The sequence below is a fragment of the Collimonas pratensis genome, from assembly GCF_001584185.1.
Classification (GTDB): Bacteria; Pseudomonadota; Gammaproteobacteria; order Burkholderiales; family Burkholderiaceae_D; genus Collimonas; species Collimonas pratensis.
Genome location: NZ_CP013234.1, coordinates 2,534,131 through 2,554,693, shown reverse-complemented (window position 1 = coordinate 2,554,693; position 20,563 = coordinate 2,534,131). Strand labels below are relative to the sequence as shown.

Sequence of the window (20,563 nt, the reverse complement as noted above, 5' to 3'; positions counted from 1 at the left end):
ATAGGGAGCCAGGCCATGCCTTGGAAACAGCATGTAACAGCGACAAAACGGGACTACAAGTGCCAACTGGAAAAAACCCTTCCACTGGCGCAAAATTGTCTGAACGTTACCTATCTTCTCCGTGCTAACATCGCCGGTTTGCCATCCTTCACCCAGATTTCTCCATGACCCAGTCTTTGCTCGTCGATAGTGTGGCCGCCAGCGGTTATTCTGCTCACCCCGACATCCTGCACGGGGCTGCCCAGGCCGAACTGATCCGCAATGAAGTCCTGGCTGATCTACTGGAAGCTACCGCCGCGCGCCTGCCGCACCAGATCGCCCTGATCTTCGGCGAGCATCAGCTGTCTTATCAAGAACTCAACCAGCGTGCCGACCAGGTCGCTGCCGGGCTGATCAGTGCCGGGGTCGTTCCCGGTCAGATCGTCGGACTCTGGTTACCGCGCGGCATCGACCTGCTCGTCATGCAGGCAGGCATCGCCAAGGCTGGCGCCGCCTGGCTGCCGCTGGACGCCGATACGCCGGTCGAACGCATTGCCGTTTGCCTGGAAGACGCCAACGCGCCCGGCATCGTCAGTTGCGCGCAGTTTGCGCCGCGCCTAGCCAGCCTCAGCTGCACGGTATGGACAGCGGAACAGCTGCTGGCGCCGTCCTCCGCTCCCCAGTTGCGCCGCCAAGGCGTACAACGCAGCGATCCGGCTTATGTAATCTACACGTCCGGCTCGACCGGCAAGCCGAAAGGCATCGCCATCACCCAAGGCGCCATCTGCCATTTCCTGCGCAGCGAAAATTCCGTGCTGGGCGTGAGCGAGCACGATCGTGTCTATCAAGGTTTTTCAGTCGCCTTCGACATGTCGTTCGAGGAAATCTGGATCAGCTACCTGGTCGGCGCGACGCTCTGGATCGCCCCCAAGGAAGTCGCCTCGGATCCAGAAGCCCTGCCACTGGCGCTGGCCGCCAACGGCGTCACCGTGCTGCACGCGGTGCCGACACTGCTGGCCTTGTTCAACCAAGATGTACCAAGCCTGCGCATCATCAACCTGGGCGGCGAAATGTGCCCGGAATCGTTGGTCAACCGCTGGGCTAGTCCGGAAACCGGGCGCCATATATTCAACACCTACGGCCCGACCGAGGCTACGGTCTCGGCCAGCCTGGCGGAGCTGCGCGCCAATGAAGCGGTCACCATCGGCCGCCCGCTGCCCAACTACGGCCTGCTGGTGATCAATCCGGCGGTCGAGCACGGCCTGGTCCTGCTGCCGCGCGGCGAAGTCGGCGAGCTGTGCATTACCGGCCCCGGCGTCGCTGAAGGCTATCTCGGCCGACCGGAGCTGACCGCGGAAAAATTCCTGGCCAATCCATGGTCCAGCAGCGAGCACGATCGCCGTTTATACCGTACCGGCGACCTGGCGCGCATCGAAGCCGACGGCCGGGTCCAGTGCCTGGGGCGGACCGACGATCAGGTCAAGATTCGCGGTTTCCGGGTCGAACTGGGCGAAATCGAAGAAGTGCTGGCACGCCAGCCCGGCGTCGGCACCGTGGCTGTAGTGTTGCGCCAGGAAGACGGCATCGACCAGCTGATTGCTTTCATCGTACCGGAAAGCGGCGCTGAAGTAGCGCCCGCCGCCCTGCGCGCAGCACTTGGCGAACGCCTGCCGCCGTATATGGTGCCGGGCTTCTTTGAAGCAATGACGGAAATGCCGCGCCTGACCTCCGGCAAAATCGACCGCAAAGCACTCAAGGCAAGGCCGCTGGCGGCTCCTCTGACAGCGGGCGGCGATGCCGACACGCCCGAGACGCCGGCCGAAACGGCCCTGTTCGCGGCGTTGAACAAGCTGTTCCCTGGCCAGCCTATCCTGCGCAGCGCCGATTTTTTCAACGACCTGGGCGGCCATTCTCTGTTTGCAGCCAAGCTCGCCTCCGCCTTGCGTGCGGACCCTGCCTATGCCCATGTGACGGTGCGCGACATCTACATTAACCGCACCGTCGGCCGTATCGCCCAGGTGCTGGCGGAACCGCCGCTGGCCGGCATTGGCGTCGACACCAGCTGGAGTGCGCCGTCCGACCTCAAACGCTGGCTGTGCGGCGCGGCGCAAGCCGCTGCCGTGCCATGGCTGGTGGCGATGCGCATGATGCAATGGCTGGCGCCGTTCTTTACCTACCATTTCTTCACCGGTGATCCTGGCGACTCGATCACCCGCGCAATCGCCGTATCGGTGCTGGTGTTCTTGCTGGCGACCTTGTTCGAATTCGCCATTGCCATCGCCGCCAAATGGCTGATCGCCGGCCGCCTGAAACCCGGCCGCTATCCGCTCTGGGGCGTGACCTACTATCGCTGGTGGCTGACCGACCGCTTGATTGAAGCCGCACCGGCCTATCTTCTGAGCGGTTCGACCCTGTACAGCTGGTGGCTGCGCGCGCTGGGCGCAAAGATCGGCTCGGAGGTCATTATCGGCTCGATGACCTTGCGCGCCCATGACTTGCTGGTGATCGAGGATGGCGTCAGCGTCGGCAATGCCGTCAACTTTGAAAACGCCCGGGTCGAGCACGGTGAGCTGTTGCTCGGCAATATCACGCTGGAGCGGGAAAGCTGCATCGGCTCCTATGTAGTGCTGGAAGGCGATACCCGGGTCGGCGCCTATGGCCACCTGGAAGGCCAGACCGCCCTCAGTGAAGGCCAGTCGGTTCCCGCCAAACGAATCTGGACCGGCTCGCCGGCGCGCGATGTCGGCGCCTTCGATCCGGACAGCAAGCAGCCGCGGCCGCCGGTCACGCGCCGGCGCCAGATGGGGGAATCAGTATTCTTCCTGTTCGGCGCCCTGCTGATCACGACTCTGTTCTTCATGCCGGTATTCCCCAGCTTCATCCTGATCGACTGGCTGGACGACACCGATATGTTCCCCTGGCTGCAGAGCAACAAGGTCGCCTTCCAGCTGGCCAAGTATTTTGTGCTGGCTTTCCCGGCGACTGCCGTCCTGATCGTCTGCACCGCCCTGCTCTCGGCCGGCATCCGCTGGAGCCTGCTGCCGCGCATGCGGGCCGGCAGCTGGCCGGTGCGCAGCAATGTGTATTGCAGCAAATGGCTGGTCAACCAGATCCAGGAATCCAGCTTGAGCGTATTGCACGGCGTGTATGCGACGGTCTACGCGCCGCTCTGGTACCGCCTGCTGGGCGCAAAAATCGGCCGCCATGCCGAAATATCGACCGCGCTCGGCGTCGTGCCGGACATGCTGACGCTGGGCGACGATACCTTCATCGCCGATGCCGTGCTGCTGGGCGACGAACAGATCGATGGCGGCTGGATCACCATGAAACCTACCGTGATCTCGCGCCGCAGTTTCGTCGGCAACGGCGCTTACGTACCGGATGGCACCATCTTGCCGGAAAACGTCCTGATCGGCGTCCACTCGCGGGTGCCGGACAACAGCAGGATGCAGCCGGGCGACACCTGGCTCGGCTCGCCGCCGATCAACCTGCCGGCACGCGAGGAAACCAGCGGCTTCCCCGAGCACCTGACATTCCGGCCGTCGCGCCGGCGCCGCCTGGGTCGCGCGCTGGTCGAGGGTTTCCGCATCGTCTCGCCGCATGCGATCGTGATCGCGGTCGGCTATACCGTGGTGCTGAACCTGATGCCGCTGGCTGGCGCCGGCCAGTGGGGTGAAGTGATTTCATTGCTGACCAGTGCCGGCCTGCTGTACGGCATCGGTACTTTTGTCTTTATCGCTGCCCTCAAATGGCTGCTGCTGGGCCGCTACAAGAAACGCAGCGTACCGATGTGGACGCGGTTTGTCTGGCTCTCGGAAGGTGTGACCAATCTGTATGAAGGGATTGCGATCCCCAATTTCATGAGCTATCTGCGCGGCACCCCGTGGCTGCCGCTGGCGTTCAACCTGCTGGGCTGCCGCATCGGCCGCGGCGTCTACATGAACACCACCGACATCACCGAGTTCGACTGCGTCAGCATCGGCGACTACAGCGAACTGAATGCGCAAGCTTGCCCGCAGACGCATCTGTTTGAAGACCGGGTCATGAAAGTCGACCACGTCACCATTGGCAGCCGTGTCTACATGGGACCGCGCAGCTTCGTGCTGTACGGCGCCACCGTCGGCGACAACGCCAAACTTGGCGCGCTGACCTTGGTCATGAAGGGTGAGTCGATTCCGGCCGGCTCTAACTGGCGCGGCTGCCCGGCAGCCCCGGCCAGAATCTGAAATCGCTTGAGAAAAGTTGATAGAGGAATGACCATCATGGAAATACGCCTGGCGCGCAGCGAGGATTATCCTAAGATAGTGCGGCTGCAGCTGCAGAACACCCCGGACCAGCTCAGCGCAGACGAGAAAAAACAGGGCTTCGTGGTCTCCAGCATGAACGAGCAGCAGCTCGCTGCCATCAACCAGGCGCTCGGCATTGTCGTGGCGGTCGATGGCGAACAGCTGGCGGGCTTCGTCTGCATGCTGCCGAGCGAGACGCAGCCGCGCCATCCGGTGGTGGAAGCCATGCTCGCCAGCTTCGGCCAGCAGCAGTTTGAAGGCCGCTCCTTGCAGCAGCTGCGGGTGTTTGTGTACGGCCCGGTATGCATCGGCAGGCAATGGCGCGGCCAGGGCATCTTGCAAAAACTGTTCGCCGCCGTCAAAACCCATGCCCGCGCCAGCTACGATCTTGGCGCCGCCTTCATCGATGACCGCAATCCGCATTCGCTGGCGGCGCATGTCCAGGGCTTGAAAATGACCGCCCTGGCGCCCTTCAGCTGTCAGCAGCAAAACTACCAGCTGGTCGTCTTTTCCACCGCGGCCTGATCTCAGGACGGCGTTTGCTCGCGCTCCCGCAGCAAACGCTCCAGCAACCGATCGCGCGCGTGACGCCGGCGCTCCAGCGTATCGGCCTCCTCGCCCAGCGCCCGGAACAGGCTCACGCACATCAACAGCATGATGATCATGAACGGCAAGGCAATCACGATCGAAGTTGTCTGCAAGCCCTTCAAGCCGCCAGCCATCAACAGCACCGCCGCAATCAAGGCGGTCAGCACGCCCCAGGCCAGCTTGATGCGGGCCGACGGCGCCGGACTGCCCTTGCTGCTCATCATGCCCAGCACGAAGGTCGCCGAATCGGCGGAGGTAATGAAGAACACCGACACCAGCACGATCGCGATCAGCGACGTCAGGGTGGTCCACGGCAGGTGATCGAGCAAGGAAAACAAGGCCAGCGAGCTGTCCTGCTTGACTATATCCACCAGCGGCAGATGCTCGAACATGATGCCGTGCAACGCAGCGCCGCCAAAGGTGGCGAACCAGAGAAAACTGATCAATGACGGCACCAGCAGCACGCCGGTGACGAATTCGCGGATGGTGCGGCCGCGCGAAATGCGGGCAATGAAGGTACCGACGAACGGTGCCCAGGTCACCCACCAGGCCCAGTAGAACAAGGTCCAGTCGGCAATCCAGGTGCCTTTGGAAAACGGCGTCATGCGCATGCTCATGCTGATCAGGTTATCCAGGTAGTCGCCTAGCGTGGTGGTCAGCGCATCCATGATGAACAAGGTTGGCCCCAGTGCCAGCACAAACAGCATCAGCAGCAGCGCCAGCACCATGTTGAGGTTGCTGAGGATCTTGACGCCGCGGTCGAGCCCGCTGAGCGACGAGGCTAGATAGAGCACCGCGGCCACCGCAATCACCGACAGCTGCAGGCTGAGGCCGTTGTCCAGGCCGAACACCTTGTGCAAGCCGCTGCTGATCTGCAGGGTGCCGAACCCCAGCGAGGTGGCGACGCCGATGGCGGTAGCGATGATCGCCAGGATATCGATGGCCTGCCCCAGGGGACCCTGGGCATATTTGCCGATCAGCGGCTCGAAGGTGGTGCTCATCAGCATCGGCCGGTTGCGGTTGAACTGGAAAAACGCCAAGGCCAGCGCCACCACGCAGTAGGCCGCCCATGGATGCAAACCCCAATGGAAAAACGCATAACGCAAGCCGATGCGGGCCGCCTCGGGGCCGCCGGCCGGACCGCTGGGCGGCGTAGCAAAATGCGAAACCGGTTCCGCCACGCCCCAGAACACCAGCCCGATGCCCATGCCGGCGGCAAACAGCATGGCAAACCAGCTATGCCGGCTGAAATCCGGTTCAGCATCCTCGCCGCCGAGCCGGATCGCACCAAAGCGTCCGAATGCCAGGTATAGCGCAAACACCAGGAAGCTGAACATTGAAAGCAGGTAGAACCAGCCGAAATTGACAATCGTGCTGCCCAGCGCCGCCTGCATCACGGCAGTCAGTCCCAGCGGCGACAGCGCACCCCATAGCACAAACAGAGAAAGCAACGCGAGCGATGCGATAAAAACCATGGGCAACCTCGAGCTTGTTATGGTTTTTGCATAATACGGCAAACTTCCCCCGATGACAAAACCACAAAGGCTGCCCGGAAAACAAAAAAACCGCATAAACATGACTGTTTATGCGGTTTCTCTACACTTCTCACACCAGTTTCCTGGTGCCCACGGAGGGACTCGAACCCCCACACCTTGCGGCACATGGACCTGAACCATGCGCGTCTACCAATTCCGCCACGTGGGCTTAACTGCGAAGCCCCGTAAGACTTGCTGCAATCGCGAAGACAGAATCATAAGGCAACTTGATAGCTTTGGTCAATCGAAATTGGCAAATTTATTTCACAACGACAGTACACAATTAGACGTGGGTGCATCAGGCCAGAATCAAAATAATCCTCTCGAATATCGCGCCAGCCAACTCGCGTGCGGCGGCGGCGAAATCTCGCGGCGTCCTCAATGCCTGATCGAACAGGGTCAAACATTGCTCCGCAATTTTCCACTTGCAAAGTTTGGTCTGCCAGACCGGTCAGCCGTGCATCAGCTCTCTACCCTTGGATAAAACGGCTGTTTACTGCTCCAACCTAAATTGCCGTCAAATCTTGCTCCAAGTTCCGTTCAAATCAAAAAACTGTTTCGCAAATCTCCCGTCGGCAATATCAAGAAAATCGATATTGATGATCGCTTTCATCTGGTTGTTCCGATATCAGAAAATAGATATATTGACAATTAAATCGCAAATAATCACGTATCGGAAAATCATTATTTGCATCTTACGCTGCACCTCATTAAATAGAACAAAATTTGATAAAAAAACAATTCAGAATTAAAGAAATTTTGATTAATACCTTGACAGGAGTGTGCATTAATTAACTTTTCTTTAACTAGGGTAGTCCCTCTGTTGTTGATCCATATCAGTTTTATGGAAAAACAATTTCATTCATTTCGATGATATTAAAAAGGAAATAAAATGTCACACCACCCTAATCGCCGTATCAAATTTCTTGCCGCTGTTATTTCTCTGTCATGCGCGGGCCAAGTCTTTGCTGTAGGGACAGGCACGATAGCCAATGGCGGAACCGGAACCATTACCACCAACGGCGTCAATACCAGCATCAATCAAACTTCCGACAAATTGATCCTCAATTGGAATAATTTCAATATTGCCAAAGGAGAAAGCGTCAACATTACTCAGCCTAGTACAAAGTCAGCCATTTTGAATCGCGTCAACTCCAACGACATTACCAATATTCAGGGCACACTCAGTGCCAATGGCAGAGTTTTTGTGGTTAATCCCAATGGCATCATGGTTGGCGCTGGAGCACAAATCAATGCAGGGGGCGTCGTTCTATCCACATTGAACATTTCCGATATGGCATTTAACAACGCCACTTCATCTTACATTTTTTCAGACAATATTGGCAGCAACAACGCCACGGTCGAAAACAATGGGACAATCAACGCTGATGGCTACGGAGCTTTTCTGTTTGCACCACATATTGTCAATGGCAGCAGCGGGGCTATCACAACTAAAAACGGAAGTATCGGCTTAGTAGCCGGAACAGATCAGGAGTTGGCACAGACTCAAGGTGCTGTCCCCTACGTACGTTCTTTCAATCCAGTTGAGCATGCTTCGATCAATAATGCCGGCTCCTTAACGACCACCATGCCGACTCTGGTTGGCACTCCCGGATATTATTTCGCACAGGTGAATTTACAGGCTGCAGGTCTTGTAGATAGTGTGATCAATCATACTGGAATAATTTCTGCCACTAATTTTGTCAACATAAGTAACAACACCAGCGACACCAATATCAGCGGCATTGTCAAGCAGCGTCTGAAATAATCCAGTTATGGGAAGCAGGAACGTGATTTTTTCCAAATCCCAAACAAGATAAATCCGTAATCGACTAACTCTCCATCATTTCCATAAAATGGAAATGATGGAAATTATTCACCTACAGTTACCTGTCGACTGGAAATAATAAATCTCCCATTAATGACGTTCCGTGTCATGTAAAAACCCATTTTCTACAACATCTGAAAATATTATTTTTTACATAAATCAATTTAAATATCTGCAGTCATTTTCCTTTCACAATTATTTACCATCTATATTTTTGCATTTGAAAATATAAAGCAATCTTGTTTACATCCCCAAAAATGAAAAAAATATTTGGTTTAATAAGTCATGCCGTTTTATGCATCAATGCCAGTGCGGCAGATATACCCAAAGCGCCTACAACCACCGGCACATTATTACAACAGAACAAAGCCCTGATTGATTTTGGTTCCGATGCGACACAAATGCGTTCAGTTTCTCCAGGAAAAGTGGCTCCGGAAAACGGGCTGGGGCCTAAATATGATGCAGAGCACAATCAAAAAGCGGAATCCACCAGAATCCTGATCAATCAATTCAGCATTGACTACCATTTCACTGAACCTGTAGAAAAAAAAATACAGGCTTTGTTTGATGCCTACAAAGGGCGTCGCTTACTGTTTTCTGATATTGACCAAGTCCGCCATCGGCTCGATGCCATTTTGCGACAGGAAGTGGATCTCTTGGCTTTTGTTCAAGTGCCTCGACAGGACATTAGCAATGGCACCCTCCACTTTGAATTCATGCAAGCAAAAATACAGTCAGTCCGGTTTGCCAACCACTCATCAGTCGCTACCGACGTGCTTGAAAAATTCACTCTCAGATCCAATGACGCAACCGCTGACGGCACGCACCCATTGACTTGGCACGACGTTACCGACGCTATCAAGCGTATTTCTGACTTACCTGGCGTCGATGCAGTGGTACCGCAATTATCACCAGGCACCGAAATTGGCTCGACGCAGCTTGACTTGAAAATCGCCGCAGCCAAGCGGATACGGGCAGCATTGCTTGTCGATAATTCAGGCTCCCCGTCTTCAGGAAAAAACCGGGTTGGCGGACAAATTGTGGTTAACAACCCTTTGGGTTTGGGCGATCAATTGCAGGCAACCGCATTATCCAGCCCACAAGCTCTGCAAAATAAAGACGCGAAAGATGGCGCCAGCGTCATCGGCCAGGTTTCCTATGAATTGCCATTTGGCTATCAAGGGACACGCATCGGCGGTTCTTATACGCGGGCAAACTACTCTGCCGGCGGTGGCCTTGCCGATTTAAGCGACGGCTTGGCTGAAATTTTCGGTCTTTATGCAAGCCGCTCTTTAATGCAAGCCGGCAATGCAAACCTGTCCCTGCGCGCAGCCTTATATGACAAAAATTTGACAGATACGTTGTTTGGATTTCACCAGAAACGCCATTCTCAATCTGCAGAAATAGCACTGTCCGGCATGTATCAAGGAAGTTTCATGGACAAGCTCAACGTGCTGCAATTCTCATCCGTCCTGACAGCAGGTTCATTACAAATTCGTGATCCTGGCATCTACAATATAGAGGCCTTACCTCACGGGGGTTATCTCAAATCGAATCTCAATGCTGAATTTACTCAAGCCTTGGCACCTGGCATTCTATCCAGCATTAAACTAACGGCACAATTGAGCAATACCCACCTGGATGCCTCTGAACAAATGCCTTTGTCAGGCGCTGGCGGCGTGCGCGCATACAATAGCAATATGGCCAGCGTTGATCAAGGCATAGTGGCATCTGCCAATTTGACAAAGGCACTTACTTTTATCCCAGGCTTGTCAACGAACATCTTTTATGATTTTGGCCGCGGGCAAATCAACAAAAACGCCCAAAGCGAAGCCGGCAATTTGTTTTCCGCGAGTGGCTATGGTGTTGGTTTATCGTGGCAATATCAAAAACAATTTTCAATGGAACTCGCCTATAGTCGTCGTATCGGGTCCTCTGCCGGACAATTTGCAGCACCGCCAGCCCAGATCTGGGTGAATGCAGCTATTCTGTTTTGAACAAACCAGCACTGTGCAACGCAGATACAAGAGAATCAGCGCTGTAGCATCCATTCATGCGCCGGATCGTTTTTGAAATGCCATTCACGCTTGGGGCCGGCCATCACGTTCAAGTAATAGCTATCGTAGCCATGCGGCGCCACCACTGGATGGTAACCGCGCGGCACCATGACGACATCATGGTTCTCGACCGCCATCGCTTCGTCCAGCGCACGGTCGTCGGTATACACACGCTGGAAGGCAAAACCCTGCGGCGGGTTGAGGCGATGGTAATAGGTCTCTTCGAGGAAGCTTTCCTGCGGCAGGTTGTCGGTATCGTGCTTGTGCGGCGGATAGCTGGAGGAATGCCCGGCCGGCGTCACCACTTCCACTACCAGCAAATGATCGGCCGCTGCGGTCTGCGGCAGGATGTCGCAGACATAACGCGTGTTACTGCCGCGCCCGCGCACCGAACGTGTCGTCATGGCCGGCTCGATCAGGCGTGCATCCAGATCGCTATTTCCCGGCGCGCTGCAGACAGCGATCTCGGCATCCTTGTGTGCAGTGATAGTGACCGCGTGATGATGCGGCACATACACCGAATAAGGGGAAACCTGATCGAACACGCTGTCGCGCTCGCCAATCTCTTTCCAGCTGTGATCGCCGGTCTGTACGCTGACAACACCGCGCAGCACCACGATACAGATTTCGCGCTCCGCGGTGTCAAAACGGATCCGCTCTTCTGCCGCCAGGCGATAGGCGGCAAAGCCGACGAATTTCCAGCCCGCCGACTGCGGCGTGACGCTGACGATTTCCCGCCCTTGCGGCTGGCCCTTGACTAACAGTCTCATGCGGCCTCCTGCTGCGCTCCGGCGCCAACCTCGATCTCACGCACCAGCGCGGCCAGACGGCGATAACCCATGTCGGCGTACTGATAGCTCGGCGCCACTACGGGGTCCTGCTCCGCCTCCACCACCAGCCAGCCTTGGTAACCATGCTGATGCAGCACCCGCAGCAGCGCGCCGAAATCGATGGCGCCGTCGCCCGGCACCGTGAAGGCGCCGTTGATCACCGCCTGCAAGAAACTCCAGTTGCCGTTGCGCGCCATCTTCACCACTGCTGGCCGCACATCCTTGCAATGGACATGCGAGACGCGCTGGATATGCTGCTTCAAGATGGCGACAGGATCGCCGCCGGCAAACGTGATGTGGCCGCTGTCAAACAGCAAGCCGACTTCGGGGCCGGTCAATGCCATCAGGCGATCGACATCGGCTGGCGTCTCAACATAGGCGCCCATGTGATGGTGGTATGATAGGCGCACGCCGTGCGACAAGGTAAAGCGCGCAAACGCCGTCAGCCGTTCGGCATACTGCTGCCACTCGAGATCGCTGCGGAAGCGCGGGCGCTTGAACAGCGGCTCTGGCCGCCCCTGTATGGCGTCTGCGACCTCGCCGTACACCATCACCTTGGAACCGTTTTCCGCCAGCAGCCGCAGATGCGGCCCGACTGCCTCGATTTCATCTTCCACGCTGCCGGTCGCCAGGCGGCCGGAATACCAGCCCGAGACGCATTCCAGATTATATTTTCCCAGCACCGCGGCCAGCGCAGCCGGCTCCTTGGGGAACTTGTTGCCCAGTTCAAAGCCGCGATAGCCGATCTGCGCGCCTTCGGATAGAGCCGTTTCCAGCAGCGTCTCACCGCCCAGCGACGGCAAATCGTCGTTCATCCAGGAAATCGGGTTGATGCCGATCTTTACGTTAAATGGTTTGGTCATCGTTTTCTTTCGCTGATGTTTACACTTTTTGCCGCTGCCGGGCCTGTTCGTATTCCGCCCGCGCCGTCTGCACCTGCTGGCGCTGCGACACCTCCGGCACAGCCACTTCCCACCAGCAACCGCCCTCTTCGGTGGTGCGGGTCGGATCGGTGTCGATACACACCAGATAGGTGCGGTCGGCCGCGCGTGCCCTTTGCATGGCGGCCTCCAGCTGCGCGATGGTCTTGACGTTTTCAGCCAGCGCGCCCAGAGAACGGGCATGTGCGGCAAAATCGACAGCCGGCGCCCCAAGCGGCCCCTGCAGGCAATCTTCCAGCATGTTGTTGAACGGTGCCCCGCCGCAAGCTTGCTGCAGACGGTTGATGCAGCCATAGCCACGGTTGTCCAGCACCACGATGATCAGCTTGCGGTCCAGCATGACAGAGGTGGCGATTTCCGAATTCATCATCAGGTAGCTGCCGTCGCCCACCATCACGATCACGTCGCGGTCCGGCTGCGCCAGCTTGACGCCGAGGCCGCCGGCGATTTCATAACCCATGCAGGAATAGCCGTATTCGACGTGGTAGCCGCCCGGAGTCGAAGTACGCCACAGTTTGTGCAGCTCGGCCGGCAAGGTGCCCGCTGCGCAAACCACAATGTCGTGCACGGTGGAATCGATGCTGGAACGCTGCACTGCGCCGATCACTTCGCCGTCATACGGCAGCGCCGGCGCGCTGACTTCGCGCTGGCTGGTGATCCAGTCGACCGTACTGCGCCAGCTATTGGCCTGTTCCAGCGCCAGCGCATGCCAGGCAGTGCTGGCGCGCCAGTCCTGCAAGCCCTGCGACAGGGCCGCCAGGCCCAGGCGCGCATCGGACAGCATCGGCGTGCCCTGCCATTTGATGGCGTCGACCGCATTGACGTTGATACTGAGAAGTTTGGCCTGGCCGAACAGCACATGCGAGCCGGTCGTGAAATCCTGCAGCCGGGTGCCTATCGCGATCACCACGTCGGCCTTGCTGGCCAGCAGATTGGCGGCCGGTGAACCGGTTACGCCGAGCGCGCCCAGCTGCAAGGGATGACGCCAGGCCAAGGCGCCCTTGCCGGCCTGGGTTTCCGCCACCGGCACCGCGTGCTTTTCCGCAAAGCTGCGCAGCGCCTCCGTCGCCTCGCCGTACAGCACGCCGCCGCCGGCGACGATCAGCGGCTGACGGGCATTCTTCAGCAGTGCAAGGGCCGTTTGCAACTCGTCTGCCGCCGGCGCCTGGGCCCGGAACTTGACAGTCTGCGGAGCAAAGAATTCGACCGGATAATCGTAAGCCATGGTCTGGACATCTTGCGGCAAGGCCAGCGTCACCGGCCCGCACTGGGCGGCATCGGTCAACACCTGTATGGCGCGCGGCAAGGCGCTCAGCAACTGCTCCGGATAATAGATGCGGTCGAAATAGCGCGACAGCGGCTTGAACGCATCGTTGGCGGAAATGCCGCCATCCTGGAAATTCTCGACCTGCTGCAGCACAGGATCAGGCCGCCGCGAGACAAAGATATCGCCCGGTAGCAGCAGCACCGGCAAGCGGTTGACGTGCGCCAGCGCGGCCGCGGTCAGCAGATTGGTGGCGCCCGGCCCGATCGAACTGGTGACGGCCATCATGCGCCGCCGCATATGTGCTTTGGCATAGGCGATGGCGGCATGCGCCATGGCTTGCTCGTTATGCGCCCGGTATGTCGGCAACTGTTCCCGGTGCTGGTACAGCGCCTCGCCCAGCCCAGCCACGTTACCGTGACCAAAAATCGAAAAGACGCCGCCGAACAGCGCAGCATCACCATCGGCAGTATCGACGCGCAAGGCCGCCAGGTAACGCACCAACGCCTGGGCCATGGTCAGACGGATGGTTTTGCCGGAAATACTCATGCCGCGCGCTCCTGTTCGCTGTGCTTGCTACCGTCATTGCGGCTGTCACGCCAGACGCCGATCAGCCGCTCAAATGTGGTCCGCACCTGCTGAATCAAGGTGGCGTCGTCGATCTGTCCTTGCAGCCAGAGTTTAGACGGCTCGTGGAAAATCGTCCGGCCGACCATGAAACCGCGGCAGGTCTTGCTATGCCGTGAAGCGCGAAACCCTGCCGCCAGCTCGTCTACCGGCGCCGCCAGCCCCAGCAAGACCACGCCGCGGCAATACGGATCGCGTTCGGCGATCAGGCGGTCGATCGCAGCCCATTGCGTTTCCGACATCGATTCCAGCTTCCACCATTCCGGATAAATCCCCAGGTTATACAGGCGCTTGATGCCGCGCAGCACCGTGTCGTCGGCTATCGGCAAATCCTTGGGCGGGATGATTTCCAGCAGCAATTCATGGCCGCTGACCTGTACCGCGTTGTACAGTGCGCGGATCTGTGCTTCCTGCTCCAGGCGCTTTTCCACCGCGTCATCCGGATGGAATTGCACCAGGCACTTGGCCACATGCTCCTTGGGCCAGCTCAGCAGGTGCGACCCTATCGAACGGCCGTAGTCGAATTCAAGCGGATTGGAGAGCGGCATCTCAACCGCATGGCCGACCCACCAGCCGCGGCCACTGGCAGCGTTCAGCGCGGCCTGGCCATAACGGTCGTCCGACAATATCCCGATCTTCCCCTGCAATCCTAGTGCCTGCTCGGTGTCCGCTACAGCCTGCACCAGCAACTGCTTCAGCTGCGGCAAGCGTGCTTCGCTGACACCGGATTCACGCGCCAGCTCGAAGAACTGGTTGCGGTGATCGAAGGCGAATACATTGACCTCGTTCCAGGTCTTGCGCGGCACCGTCACCCTGTGCAAGCGCTGCAGATGTGCATCCTGGTCCGGGCGCTGCATGCGCTCGGCGTGTTCCAGGAAATACGCCAGCTCGACCGGCGTCGGCATCGCCGGCGCGCAGGCGTGGCGCGACACGACCAGCGCGCCGCAAGCGTTGGCGTAGCGGCAGCAGCTTTCGTCGTCTTCGTTATTCAGCCAGCCCTTTAAAAAGCCGGAAAGGAAAGCGTCGCCGGCGCCAAGCACGTTCAGCACCTCGACCTGCACGCCCTTGTAATTGAATGCCTGATCAAGCGATGCCGGGATCGCGTCATGGATCACGGCGCAGCCAAGCGGTCCGCGCTTGACCACCAACGTCGCCTGGCTGACCGCGCGCACCGACTGCAGCGAGGCGATGATATCCTCGCCGCCGCCGGCGATCATGAACTCTTCCTCGGTACCGACCACCAGGTCGAATTTCGGCAAGATGCCTTGCAAATGCGCAGTGACGCCGCCGTTCGCAATAAAACGGGTTTCACCGTCGCCCTTTTGCGTCAGCCCCCACAGCACCGGGCGGTAGTCGATATCCAGCACGGTACGGACATTGTGGCGGCGGGCGTAATCCAGCGCCAGGCTGGCGCTGCGGTGCACCTGCCCGGTAGAGAAATGGGTGCCGGTGATCAGCAACGCCTTGCTGGAAGCGATAAACGCCTCGTCGATGTCTTCTTCCGACAGCGCCATATCGGCGCAGTTGTCGCGATAGAAAATCAAGGGGAAGGTATCTTTATCTTTCAAACCCAGCATCACCAACGCTGTCAGGCGCTCTGGATCGACCGTGACGTGGCTGACGTCGCAGCCTTCTGCCGCCAGTGCTGCCGTCAGAAACTGGCCATTGTGTTCATTGCCGACGCGCGCCAGCATGGCTGATTTCAGCCCCAGCCGAGCGCTGCCGAAAGCGATGTTGGCGGAAGAGCCGCCAAGATATTTGGCAAAACTGGTGACATCCGCCAGCGGTGCGCCGATCTGCTGCGCATACAGGTCGACTGCCAGACGGCCGATGCAAATGACGTCGAGCTTGCGATCTGCGGCAAATTTATTGTTGGTAGCTTGCATGTGTATTCCTTTAAACCTGGATGCCTTCTAACTGATTCATCAGCGTTTGCATTTCTGCACCGCCGGCCATCATGTCCAGCACTTCGTCCTTGGTGACATTGTCTTTGGTGAACGTCCCCATCGACTTGCCGCGGTTCAGCAAGGTAAACGAGTCACCGATCGGATAGGCATGATGCACATTATGGGTAATGAAAATCACCGAAATGCCACGTTCCCGCGCCTTGTGGATCAGCTTCAGCACATTGAAGGATTGCTTGACCCCCAGCGCCGCCGTCGGCTCGTCCAGGATCAGCACGCGGGCGCCGAAATGGATGGCGCGAGCGATCGCCAGACATTGCTTTTCGCCGCCGGACATGGTGCCGATGGCGTGATGCGGATCGCGCACCATGATGCCCATTTCCGCCAGTTTGGCGCGCGCCGTCTCCGCCGCATAGTTGATATCCATGACTGTGATGCCGAACACTTTCTTGGTCGGCTCGCGGCCCATGAAGAAATTGCGCGCCACCGACAGCAAGGGCACCAGCGCCAGATCCTGGTAGACCGTGGCGACGCCGACATCCAGCGCCTCTTTCGGCGAGTTGAAGGTGACCGGCTGGCCGTCGACCAGATACTGGCCTTCGGACGGCTTGTGAACACCGGCCAGCGTCTTGATCAGGGTCGATTTACCGGCGCCGTTGTCGCCCAGCAGGCAATGCACCTCGCCTTTCCTCAGGCGCAAGGTGACGTTCTGCAAAGCGATGACCGAACCGAAATACTTGCTGACATTTTCCAGCGCCAGAATAGTGTCATCCATGATTACCTCGCTTCCGTCACACGGCGACGGACATAATTATTGAACAGCACGGCCACCAGCAGCATGACGCCGAGGAAGACGCGGAACCAGTCGGAATTGAGATTGGTGTAGGTAATACCGATCTGCACCACGCCGAAGATCAGCGCGCCAAAGCAGGCGCCAATCACCGAGCCATAGCCGCCGGTCAGCAAGGCGCCGCCGATAACTGCCGCGATGATGGCTTCAAATTCCTTTTGCAGGCCACGGTCAGCCGCGGCGGACCCAACGTCGGCCACCTGCAGCACGGCAAACAGGCAGGCGCAGAAGGCGGTGAATACGAACAGCGAGGTCTTGACGCGCTTGACCGGCACGCCGACGTTCTTGGCGGCATTGGCGTCGCCGCCGACAGCGAAGATCCAGTTGCCGAAGCGGGTGCGCGCCAGCACAAAGCTTGCCCCCAGCGCCAGCACCAGCCACCAGACGATTACCTTGGGAATGCCGCCGACCAGCGGCTGGCCATTGGCGGCCGTTGCGATCCAACCTTGCGCAGCCATCCAGTGAAACAGGCCACTGCCGAGATTGCCGGTGAACAGCCAGCTGCCGAGCCAGTCAGCCGCCGCCAAGTCGCCGACGCCGCTGACGATGGTGCGGTTGGCAAACATGATCGACAGCGCCAGCGTCAGGCCGCGCAGGATGAACATGAAGGCCAGCGTCACGATGAAAGACGGCAGCCGGGTCTTGACCACCAGATAGCCGTTCAACCAGCCCAGCGCCATCGAACCGGCAAAGGCGAACATCACGGCCAGCCAGAACGGCCAGTGAAAATACACGGTGGGAATTGCCACCATCATGCCGGCAAAGCCGATCATCGACCCGATCGATAAATCGAACTCGCCGGCAATCATCAGGACGCAGGCGCCAATCGAGATCAGGCCGAGGTAGGCCGCCACCTGCATCCAGTTGATCACGCCGTCGAGATTGAACATGCCGGAATCGCCGGCGGCAAAGCCGAACACGATGAACACCAGGATAGCGCCGGCCAGCGAGGCAAACTCGGGACGGCCGAGAAAGCGCTTCAAGGAACCTTCCTTGCGGACCCGCTCGTCTTGCGGGACGATATTCTGCTGCGCCGGGCTATTGCTGTCGGCGTGCGCACTGCTTGAATTCATGATGCTATCTCCTGCTTTGTTTTGGCCAGTAGTCAAACGCCAGACTGGCGGCTTTTGTGGGGTATTGCGAAATTCTGCGGGCGCAGAGGCGCCTGGGCGAATCGCCCCAGGATTGCGGCCTGGCCACCCTGTGGTGGCCAGGCAGGGAAATACAGTGAATCAGTGCTTAACTAAAACCGCTAATGCGCAATGGGATACATCAACGATACTGCCCTGCGTATTTCAGTACCTTATCGAGATTGTCCTTGGTGATGTAGCCGGGGCCGGAACTGATGTGGCGCGGACCGTAGATCGGCGCCAGGCCGTATTCGGCCAGCCGGGCCTGGAATTTCGGATTGGCTTTCAGCTTGGCCTGGATGGCGGCGACATCGGTGATCTTGTCTTGCGTCATGATAGCCAGCACCGCGACCGGGATGTAGCCTTCCAAGTAGGGTTGCTGGTCGATCGCGAACTGTACCGAACCATCCTTGATGCCTTTGGCTATTTCATCGGAAAGATCGAAGGTGGCGAACCACGTCTTGCCTTTCAAGCCCATCTTTTGCAGCGCGCGCAAGCTAGGCGCAGCGGAATCAGGTCCGAGCGCCAGCACCGCCTGGGTGCCAGGGTTGTTGCGCAGATAAGCGCTGACCTTGCTTTCGATCCCGGTTGGATCCTGGCCGGCGTCCAGCGTGGCTTTCTTGTAGTCGACGCCGATGGCGTCGGCAAAACCGCGGCAGCGTTCGAAGGAAGACGGGTTGGTGGCGTAATGATTGACGCACAGGAAAGATTTGATGCCAGCTGCCTTGGCTTTTTCTCCGGCGCCATGGCCCGCATCGTATTCCGGCTGGCCGACATGCATGATGGCGCCCAGCTCTTCACTTTGTTTCTGAGTGCCGGAATTGATGGTGACCAGCGGGATTTTCTTGGCGGTGACGTTTTCCATGGCCTTTTTCAGCACGCTGAAATCAGCGATGCTGGCGATCACGCCATCGTAATGGCGGGCTGCCGCCTGCTCGATCAGGCGCGACATGTCGGCCAGGTCGCCGTTGGGCGGGTTGCGATAGTCGACGGTAACGTTGAAATCCTCGCCGGCCTGCTTGATGGCATTCTTGATGGTGTTCCACCATGAGTCCGAATCCGGGGCATGGCTGATCAGGACAAATTTCTCATTGGCTGCATAGCTGCTGCTCATCGCGCCCAGGCCCATCGCCAGCGCCGCCACCATCAAGACCTTTGACAGGCCCTTGCATCCGAGTCGTTGCATAGTCATCTCCATTGTTGTTTTATCTATGGTGAATCTAGGTTGATCCAGGCCGATCTTTGACGTCGGCAATAAACAATAGAACAAGCGGATTCAATATGCAACAATTTTTTCAATTAAATTTAAATTAGAATTTTATTTTCATGTTTTGGCTTCGCCACATGAAATAACTTTATAATTGCCGCACAATACTTATACAGAAAGTAAGCCATGGCAGACACCCCGACTGTCGACCAGTTGATGTTGCAGATCGCAGAGCAATACGCCACGCTTTCGCGGCAGCTGAAGATTATCGCCACCTATGTGGAGCAGCATCGCAGTAGCCTGATGCTGGAACGGATCAGCGACATTGCCGAGCATTGCCAAGTGCAGCCCTCTGCCATCGTACGCTTTGCCAAGCAGTTCGGCTTCAGCGGCTTCAGCGAGATGCAGGCGGTTTTCCGCGATGCCTATACGGCGCAAGCGATTCCTTCGCAAAATTACCAGCAACGCATACGCAAGCTGATCGACGCCAAGCCGACGCCGCTCACCAGCGGCTCGATGGCGCGCGAATTCATCGCTGCCAGCCGCAGCGGCCTGGATGAACTGCTGAACGGCATGGACGACAGCCAGTTCGACGCCGCGGTAAAACTGTTGCAGAAAGCGGAAAATATCTACGTGATCGGGGTGCGCCGCTCGTTTCCGATCGCCAGCTACATTGTGTACGCCTTGCAGCACACTAACAAGCGCGTACACCTGCTGTCCGGACTGGGCGGCATGATCCGCGAACAGATTCGCAGCATCGGCAAGAAGGACGTCGTGATCGCCATCAGCTTTACGCCCTACGGCAAGGAAACCCAGGCTTGCGTCAGGCTGGCGCATCACCACCAGGCCAAATCGCTGGTGATTACCGATAGCCAGCTGAGCCCGCTGGCCCGGCATGCTTCGGTATTGCTGACGGTCAAGGAAGGCAGCGCATTTGCATTCCGCTCGCTCACCAACGCCATGTGCCTTTGCCAGGCCCTGTTTATTGCGCTGGCTTATAGGCTTGAGCTTAATGTTGAGGAAACGGGCGCAATTGAGGGCTACGATGAGTAAATGACAAGATAATTGCGGTAAAATTTCCCATCTGCAGTCGCCGTAAGCCGGCAGTGCTGATTGGGGGAAATATGGCAGAACTTAAGCATATCGAGAGCAAGGGCAGTACGCGGCGGCACGAGAAAGCCGGGCTTGCCACGGGCGGAGGTGGTGGTTATGATGATGCCATGGAAGCAAGAGTCAACAAACTTGAAGAGTTCGCGATTGAGACGCGCGACCGCCTTTCTCGCATAGAGACCAGACTGGATAGCTGCGCCACAAAAGCGGACGTCAAAGATCTTGAAGCTGCTATGTACAAAGAATTTTCTGTCATGCACAAAGAGTTCGCCACCTTGTATAAGGCGCTGGACGGACTGACCTGGAAACTGATAGGCGCTGCGGGACTACTGGTTTCAGCAGTGTATTTCATTGCTACGCAAGCAAAACCCTGACCTCGTACTCCCCTGCCGCCAAATCCCGCCCTCGGTCAGATAGGCACCTTTCC

At 57.9% G+C, this 20,563-nt stretch carries 14 protein-coding genes and 1 tRNA gene; 6 read left to right on the top strand and 9 right to left on the bottom strand.

Features of this window, described 5'->3' with window-relative positions; genetic code table 11:
* The first annotated feature begins 164 nt into the window (after window positions 1-164).
* Entirely contained in the window at window positions 165-4,205 is a 4,041-nt protein-coding gene (locus CPter91_RS11635; protein WP_061940351.1) for a Pls/PosA family non-ribosomal peptide synthetase, read from the top strand.
* 36 nt (window positions 4,206-4,241) lie between these two features.
* A complete protein-coding gene (locus CPter91_RS11630; RefSeq protein WP_061946138.1) occupies window positions 4,242-4,790 on the top strand; it encodes a GNAT family N-acetyltransferase in 549 nt (182 codons plus the stop codon).
* 2 nt (window positions 4,791-4,792) lie between these two features.
* Here the strand turns inward: CPter91_RS11630 and CPter91_RS11625 are convergent, their stop codons facing one another.
* Window positions 4,793-6,328, bottom strand: coding sequence for a glycine betaine uptake BCCT transporter (locus CPter91_RS11625; protein ID WP_061940349.1), 1,536 nt, complete (start codon window positions 6,326-6,328; stop codon window positions 4,793-4,795).
* A 144-nt stretch (window positions 6,329-6,472) separates the two neighbouring features.
* Window positions 6,473-6,557: transfer RNA gene (locus tag CPter91_RS11620), tRNA-Leu, on the bottom strand.
* 723 nt (window positions 6,558-7,280) lie between these two features.
* Between CPter91_RS11620 and CPter91_RS11615 the strand changes: the two genes are divergently transcribed.
* Together CPter91_RS11615 and CPter91_RS11610 are read left to right on the top strand one after the other, a co-directional pair.
* Window positions 7,281-8,156, top strand: a complete 876-nt coding sequence (locus tag CPter91_RS11615) for a two-partner secretion domain-containing protein (RefSeq protein ID WP_061940347.1) — start codon at window positions 7,281-7,283, stop codon at window positions 8,154-8,156.
* Between the two features lie 317 nt (window positions 8,157-8,473).
* Window positions 8,474-10,213, top strand: coding sequence for a ShlB/FhaC/HecB family hemolysin secretion/activation protein (locus CPter91_RS11610; protein ID WP_061940345.1), 1,740 nt, complete (start codon window positions 8,474-8,476; stop codon window positions 10,211-10,213).
* Window positions 10,214-10,248: 35 nt separating this feature from the next.
* On the opposite strand, the gene iolB is transcribed toward CPter91_RS11610, so the two are convergent.
* The 7 genes from iolB to CPter91_RS11575 all read right to left on the bottom strand — a co-directional run bounded on the left by iolB (window position 10,249) and on the right by CPter91_RS11575 (window position 19,005).
* Window positions 10,249-11,043: a 5-deoxy-glucuronate isomerase gene (iolB, locus tag CPter91_RS11605; protein ID WP_061940343.1), complete on the bottom strand. Its 795-nt coding sequence runs from the start codon at window positions 11,041-11,043 to the stop codon at window positions 10,249-10,251.
* On the bottom strand, window positions 11,040-11,966 hold the full coding sequence (iolE, locus tag CPter91_RS11600; protein WP_061940341.1) for a myo-inosose-2 dehydratase: 927 nt from the start codon (window positions 11,964-11,966) through the stop codon (window positions 11,040-11,042). The genes iolB and iolE overlap by 4 nt, the downstream gene beginning before the upstream one ends.
* A 19-nt stretch (window positions 11,967-11,985) precedes the next feature.
* Window positions 11,986-13,857: a 3D-(3,5/4)-trihydroxycyclohexane-1,2-dione acylhydrolase (decyclizing) gene (gene iolD / locus CPter91_RS11595; RefSeq protein ID WP_061940340.1), complete on the bottom strand. Its 1,872-nt coding sequence runs from the start codon at window positions 13,855-13,857 to the stop codon at window positions 11,986-11,988.
* Window positions 13,854-15,821: a bifunctional 5-dehydro-2-deoxygluconokinase/5-dehydro-2-deoxyphosphogluconate aldolase gene (locus CPter91_RS11590; RefSeq protein ID WP_061940338.1), complete on the bottom strand. Its 1,968-nt coding sequence runs from the start codon at window positions 15,819-15,821 to the stop codon at window positions 13,854-13,856. The genes iolD and CPter91_RS11590 overlap by 4 nt, the downstream gene beginning before the upstream one ends.
* 10 nt (window positions 15,822-15,831) lie before the next feature.
* Window positions 15,832-16,614: an ATP-binding cassette domain-containing protein gene (locus CPter91_RS11585; protein WP_061940336.1), complete on the bottom strand. Its 783-nt coding sequence runs from the start codon at window positions 16,612-16,614 to the stop codon at window positions 15,832-15,834.
* Window positions 16,615-16,616: 2 nt separating this feature from the next.
* Window positions 16,617-17,762, bottom strand: a complete 1,146-nt coding sequence (locus CPter91_RS11580) for an ABC transporter permease (RefSeq protein ID WP_061940334.1) — start codon at window positions 17,760-17,762, stop codon at window positions 16,617-16,619.
* A gap of 199 nt (window positions 17,763-17,961) precedes the next feature.
* Window positions 17,962-19,005: a sugar ABC transporter substrate-binding protein gene (locus CPter91_RS11575; RefSeq protein WP_061940332.1), complete on the bottom strand. Its 1,044-nt coding sequence runs from the start codon at window positions 19,003-19,005 to the stop codon at window positions 17,962-17,964.
* 207 nt (window positions 19,006-19,212) lie between these two features.
* On the opposite strand from CPter91_RS11575, the gene CPter91_RS11570 reads away from it, so the two are divergent.
* Window positions 19,213-20,079 (top strand): MurR/RpiR family transcriptional regulator, encoded by an 867-nt coding sequence (locus CPter91_RS11570; RefSeq protein ID WP_061940330.1) that lies wholly within the window; start codon window positions 19,213-19,215, stop codon window positions 20,077-20,079.
* A 71-nt stretch (window positions 20,080-20,150) separates the two neighbouring features.
* Window positions 20,151-20,510 carry a hypothetical protein gene (locus CPter91_RS11565; RefSeq protein ID WP_061940328.1) on the top strand — a complete coding sequence of 120 codons (360 nt, stop codon included), beginning with the start codon at window positions 20,151-20,153 and terminating at the stop codon, window positions 20,508-20,510.
* Window positions 20,511-20,563: the final 53 nt, after the last annotated feature.

Coding starts and splice junctions, on each gene's coding strand:
- CPter91_RS11635 (WP_061940351.1), top strand. CDS start 165: ATGACCCAGTCTTTGCTCGTCGATAGTGTGGCCGCCAGCGGTTATTCT.
- CPter91_RS11630 (WP_061946138.1), top strand. CDS start 4,242: ATGGAAATACGCCTGGCGCGCAGCGAGGATTATCCTAAGATAGTGCGG.
- CPter91_RS11625 (WP_061940349.1), bottom strand. CDS start 6,328: ATGGTTTTTATCGCATCGCTCGCGTTGCTTTCTCTGTTTGTGCTATGG.
- CPter91_RS11615 (WP_061940347.1), top strand. CDS start 7,281: ATGTCACACCACCCTAATCGCCGTATCAAATTTCTTGCCGCTGTTATT.
- CPter91_RS11610 (WP_061940345.1), top strand. CDS start 8,474: ATGAAAAAAATATTTGGTTTAATAAGTCATGCCGTTTTATGCATCAAT.
- iolB (WP_061940343.1), bottom strand. CDS start 11,043: ATGAGACTGTTAGTCAAGGGCCAGCCGCAAGGGCGGGAAATCGTCAGC.
- iolE (WP_061940341.1), bottom strand. CDS start 11,966: ATGACCAAACCATTTAACGTAAAGATCGGCATCAACCCGATTTCCTGG.
- iolD (WP_061940340.1), bottom strand. CDS start 13,857: ATGAGTATTTCCGGCAAAACCATCCGTCTGACCATGGCCCAGGCGTTG.
- CPter91_RS11590 (WP_061940338.1), bottom strand. CDS start 15,821: ATGCAAGCTACCAACAATAAATTTGCCGCAGATCGCAAGCTCGACGTC.
- CPter91_RS11585 (WP_061940336.1), bottom strand. CDS start 16,614: ATGGATGACACTATTCTGGCGCTGGAAAATGTCAGCAAGTATTTCGGT.
- CPter91_RS11580 (WP_061940334.1), bottom strand. CDS start 17,762: ATGAATTCAAGCAGTGCGCACGCCGACAGCAATAGCCCGGCGCAGCAG.
- CPter91_RS11575 (WP_061940332.1), bottom strand. CDS start 19,005: ATGCAACGACTCGGATGCAAGGGCCTGTCAAAGGTCTTGATGGTGGCG.
- CPter91_RS11570 (WP_061940330.1), top strand. CDS start 19,213: ATGGCAGACACCCCGACTGTCGACCAGTTGATGTTGCAGATCGCAGAG.
- CPter91_RS11565 (WP_061940328.1), top strand. CDS start 20,151: ATGGCAGAACTTAAGCATATCGAGAGCAAGGGCAGTACGCGGCGGCAC.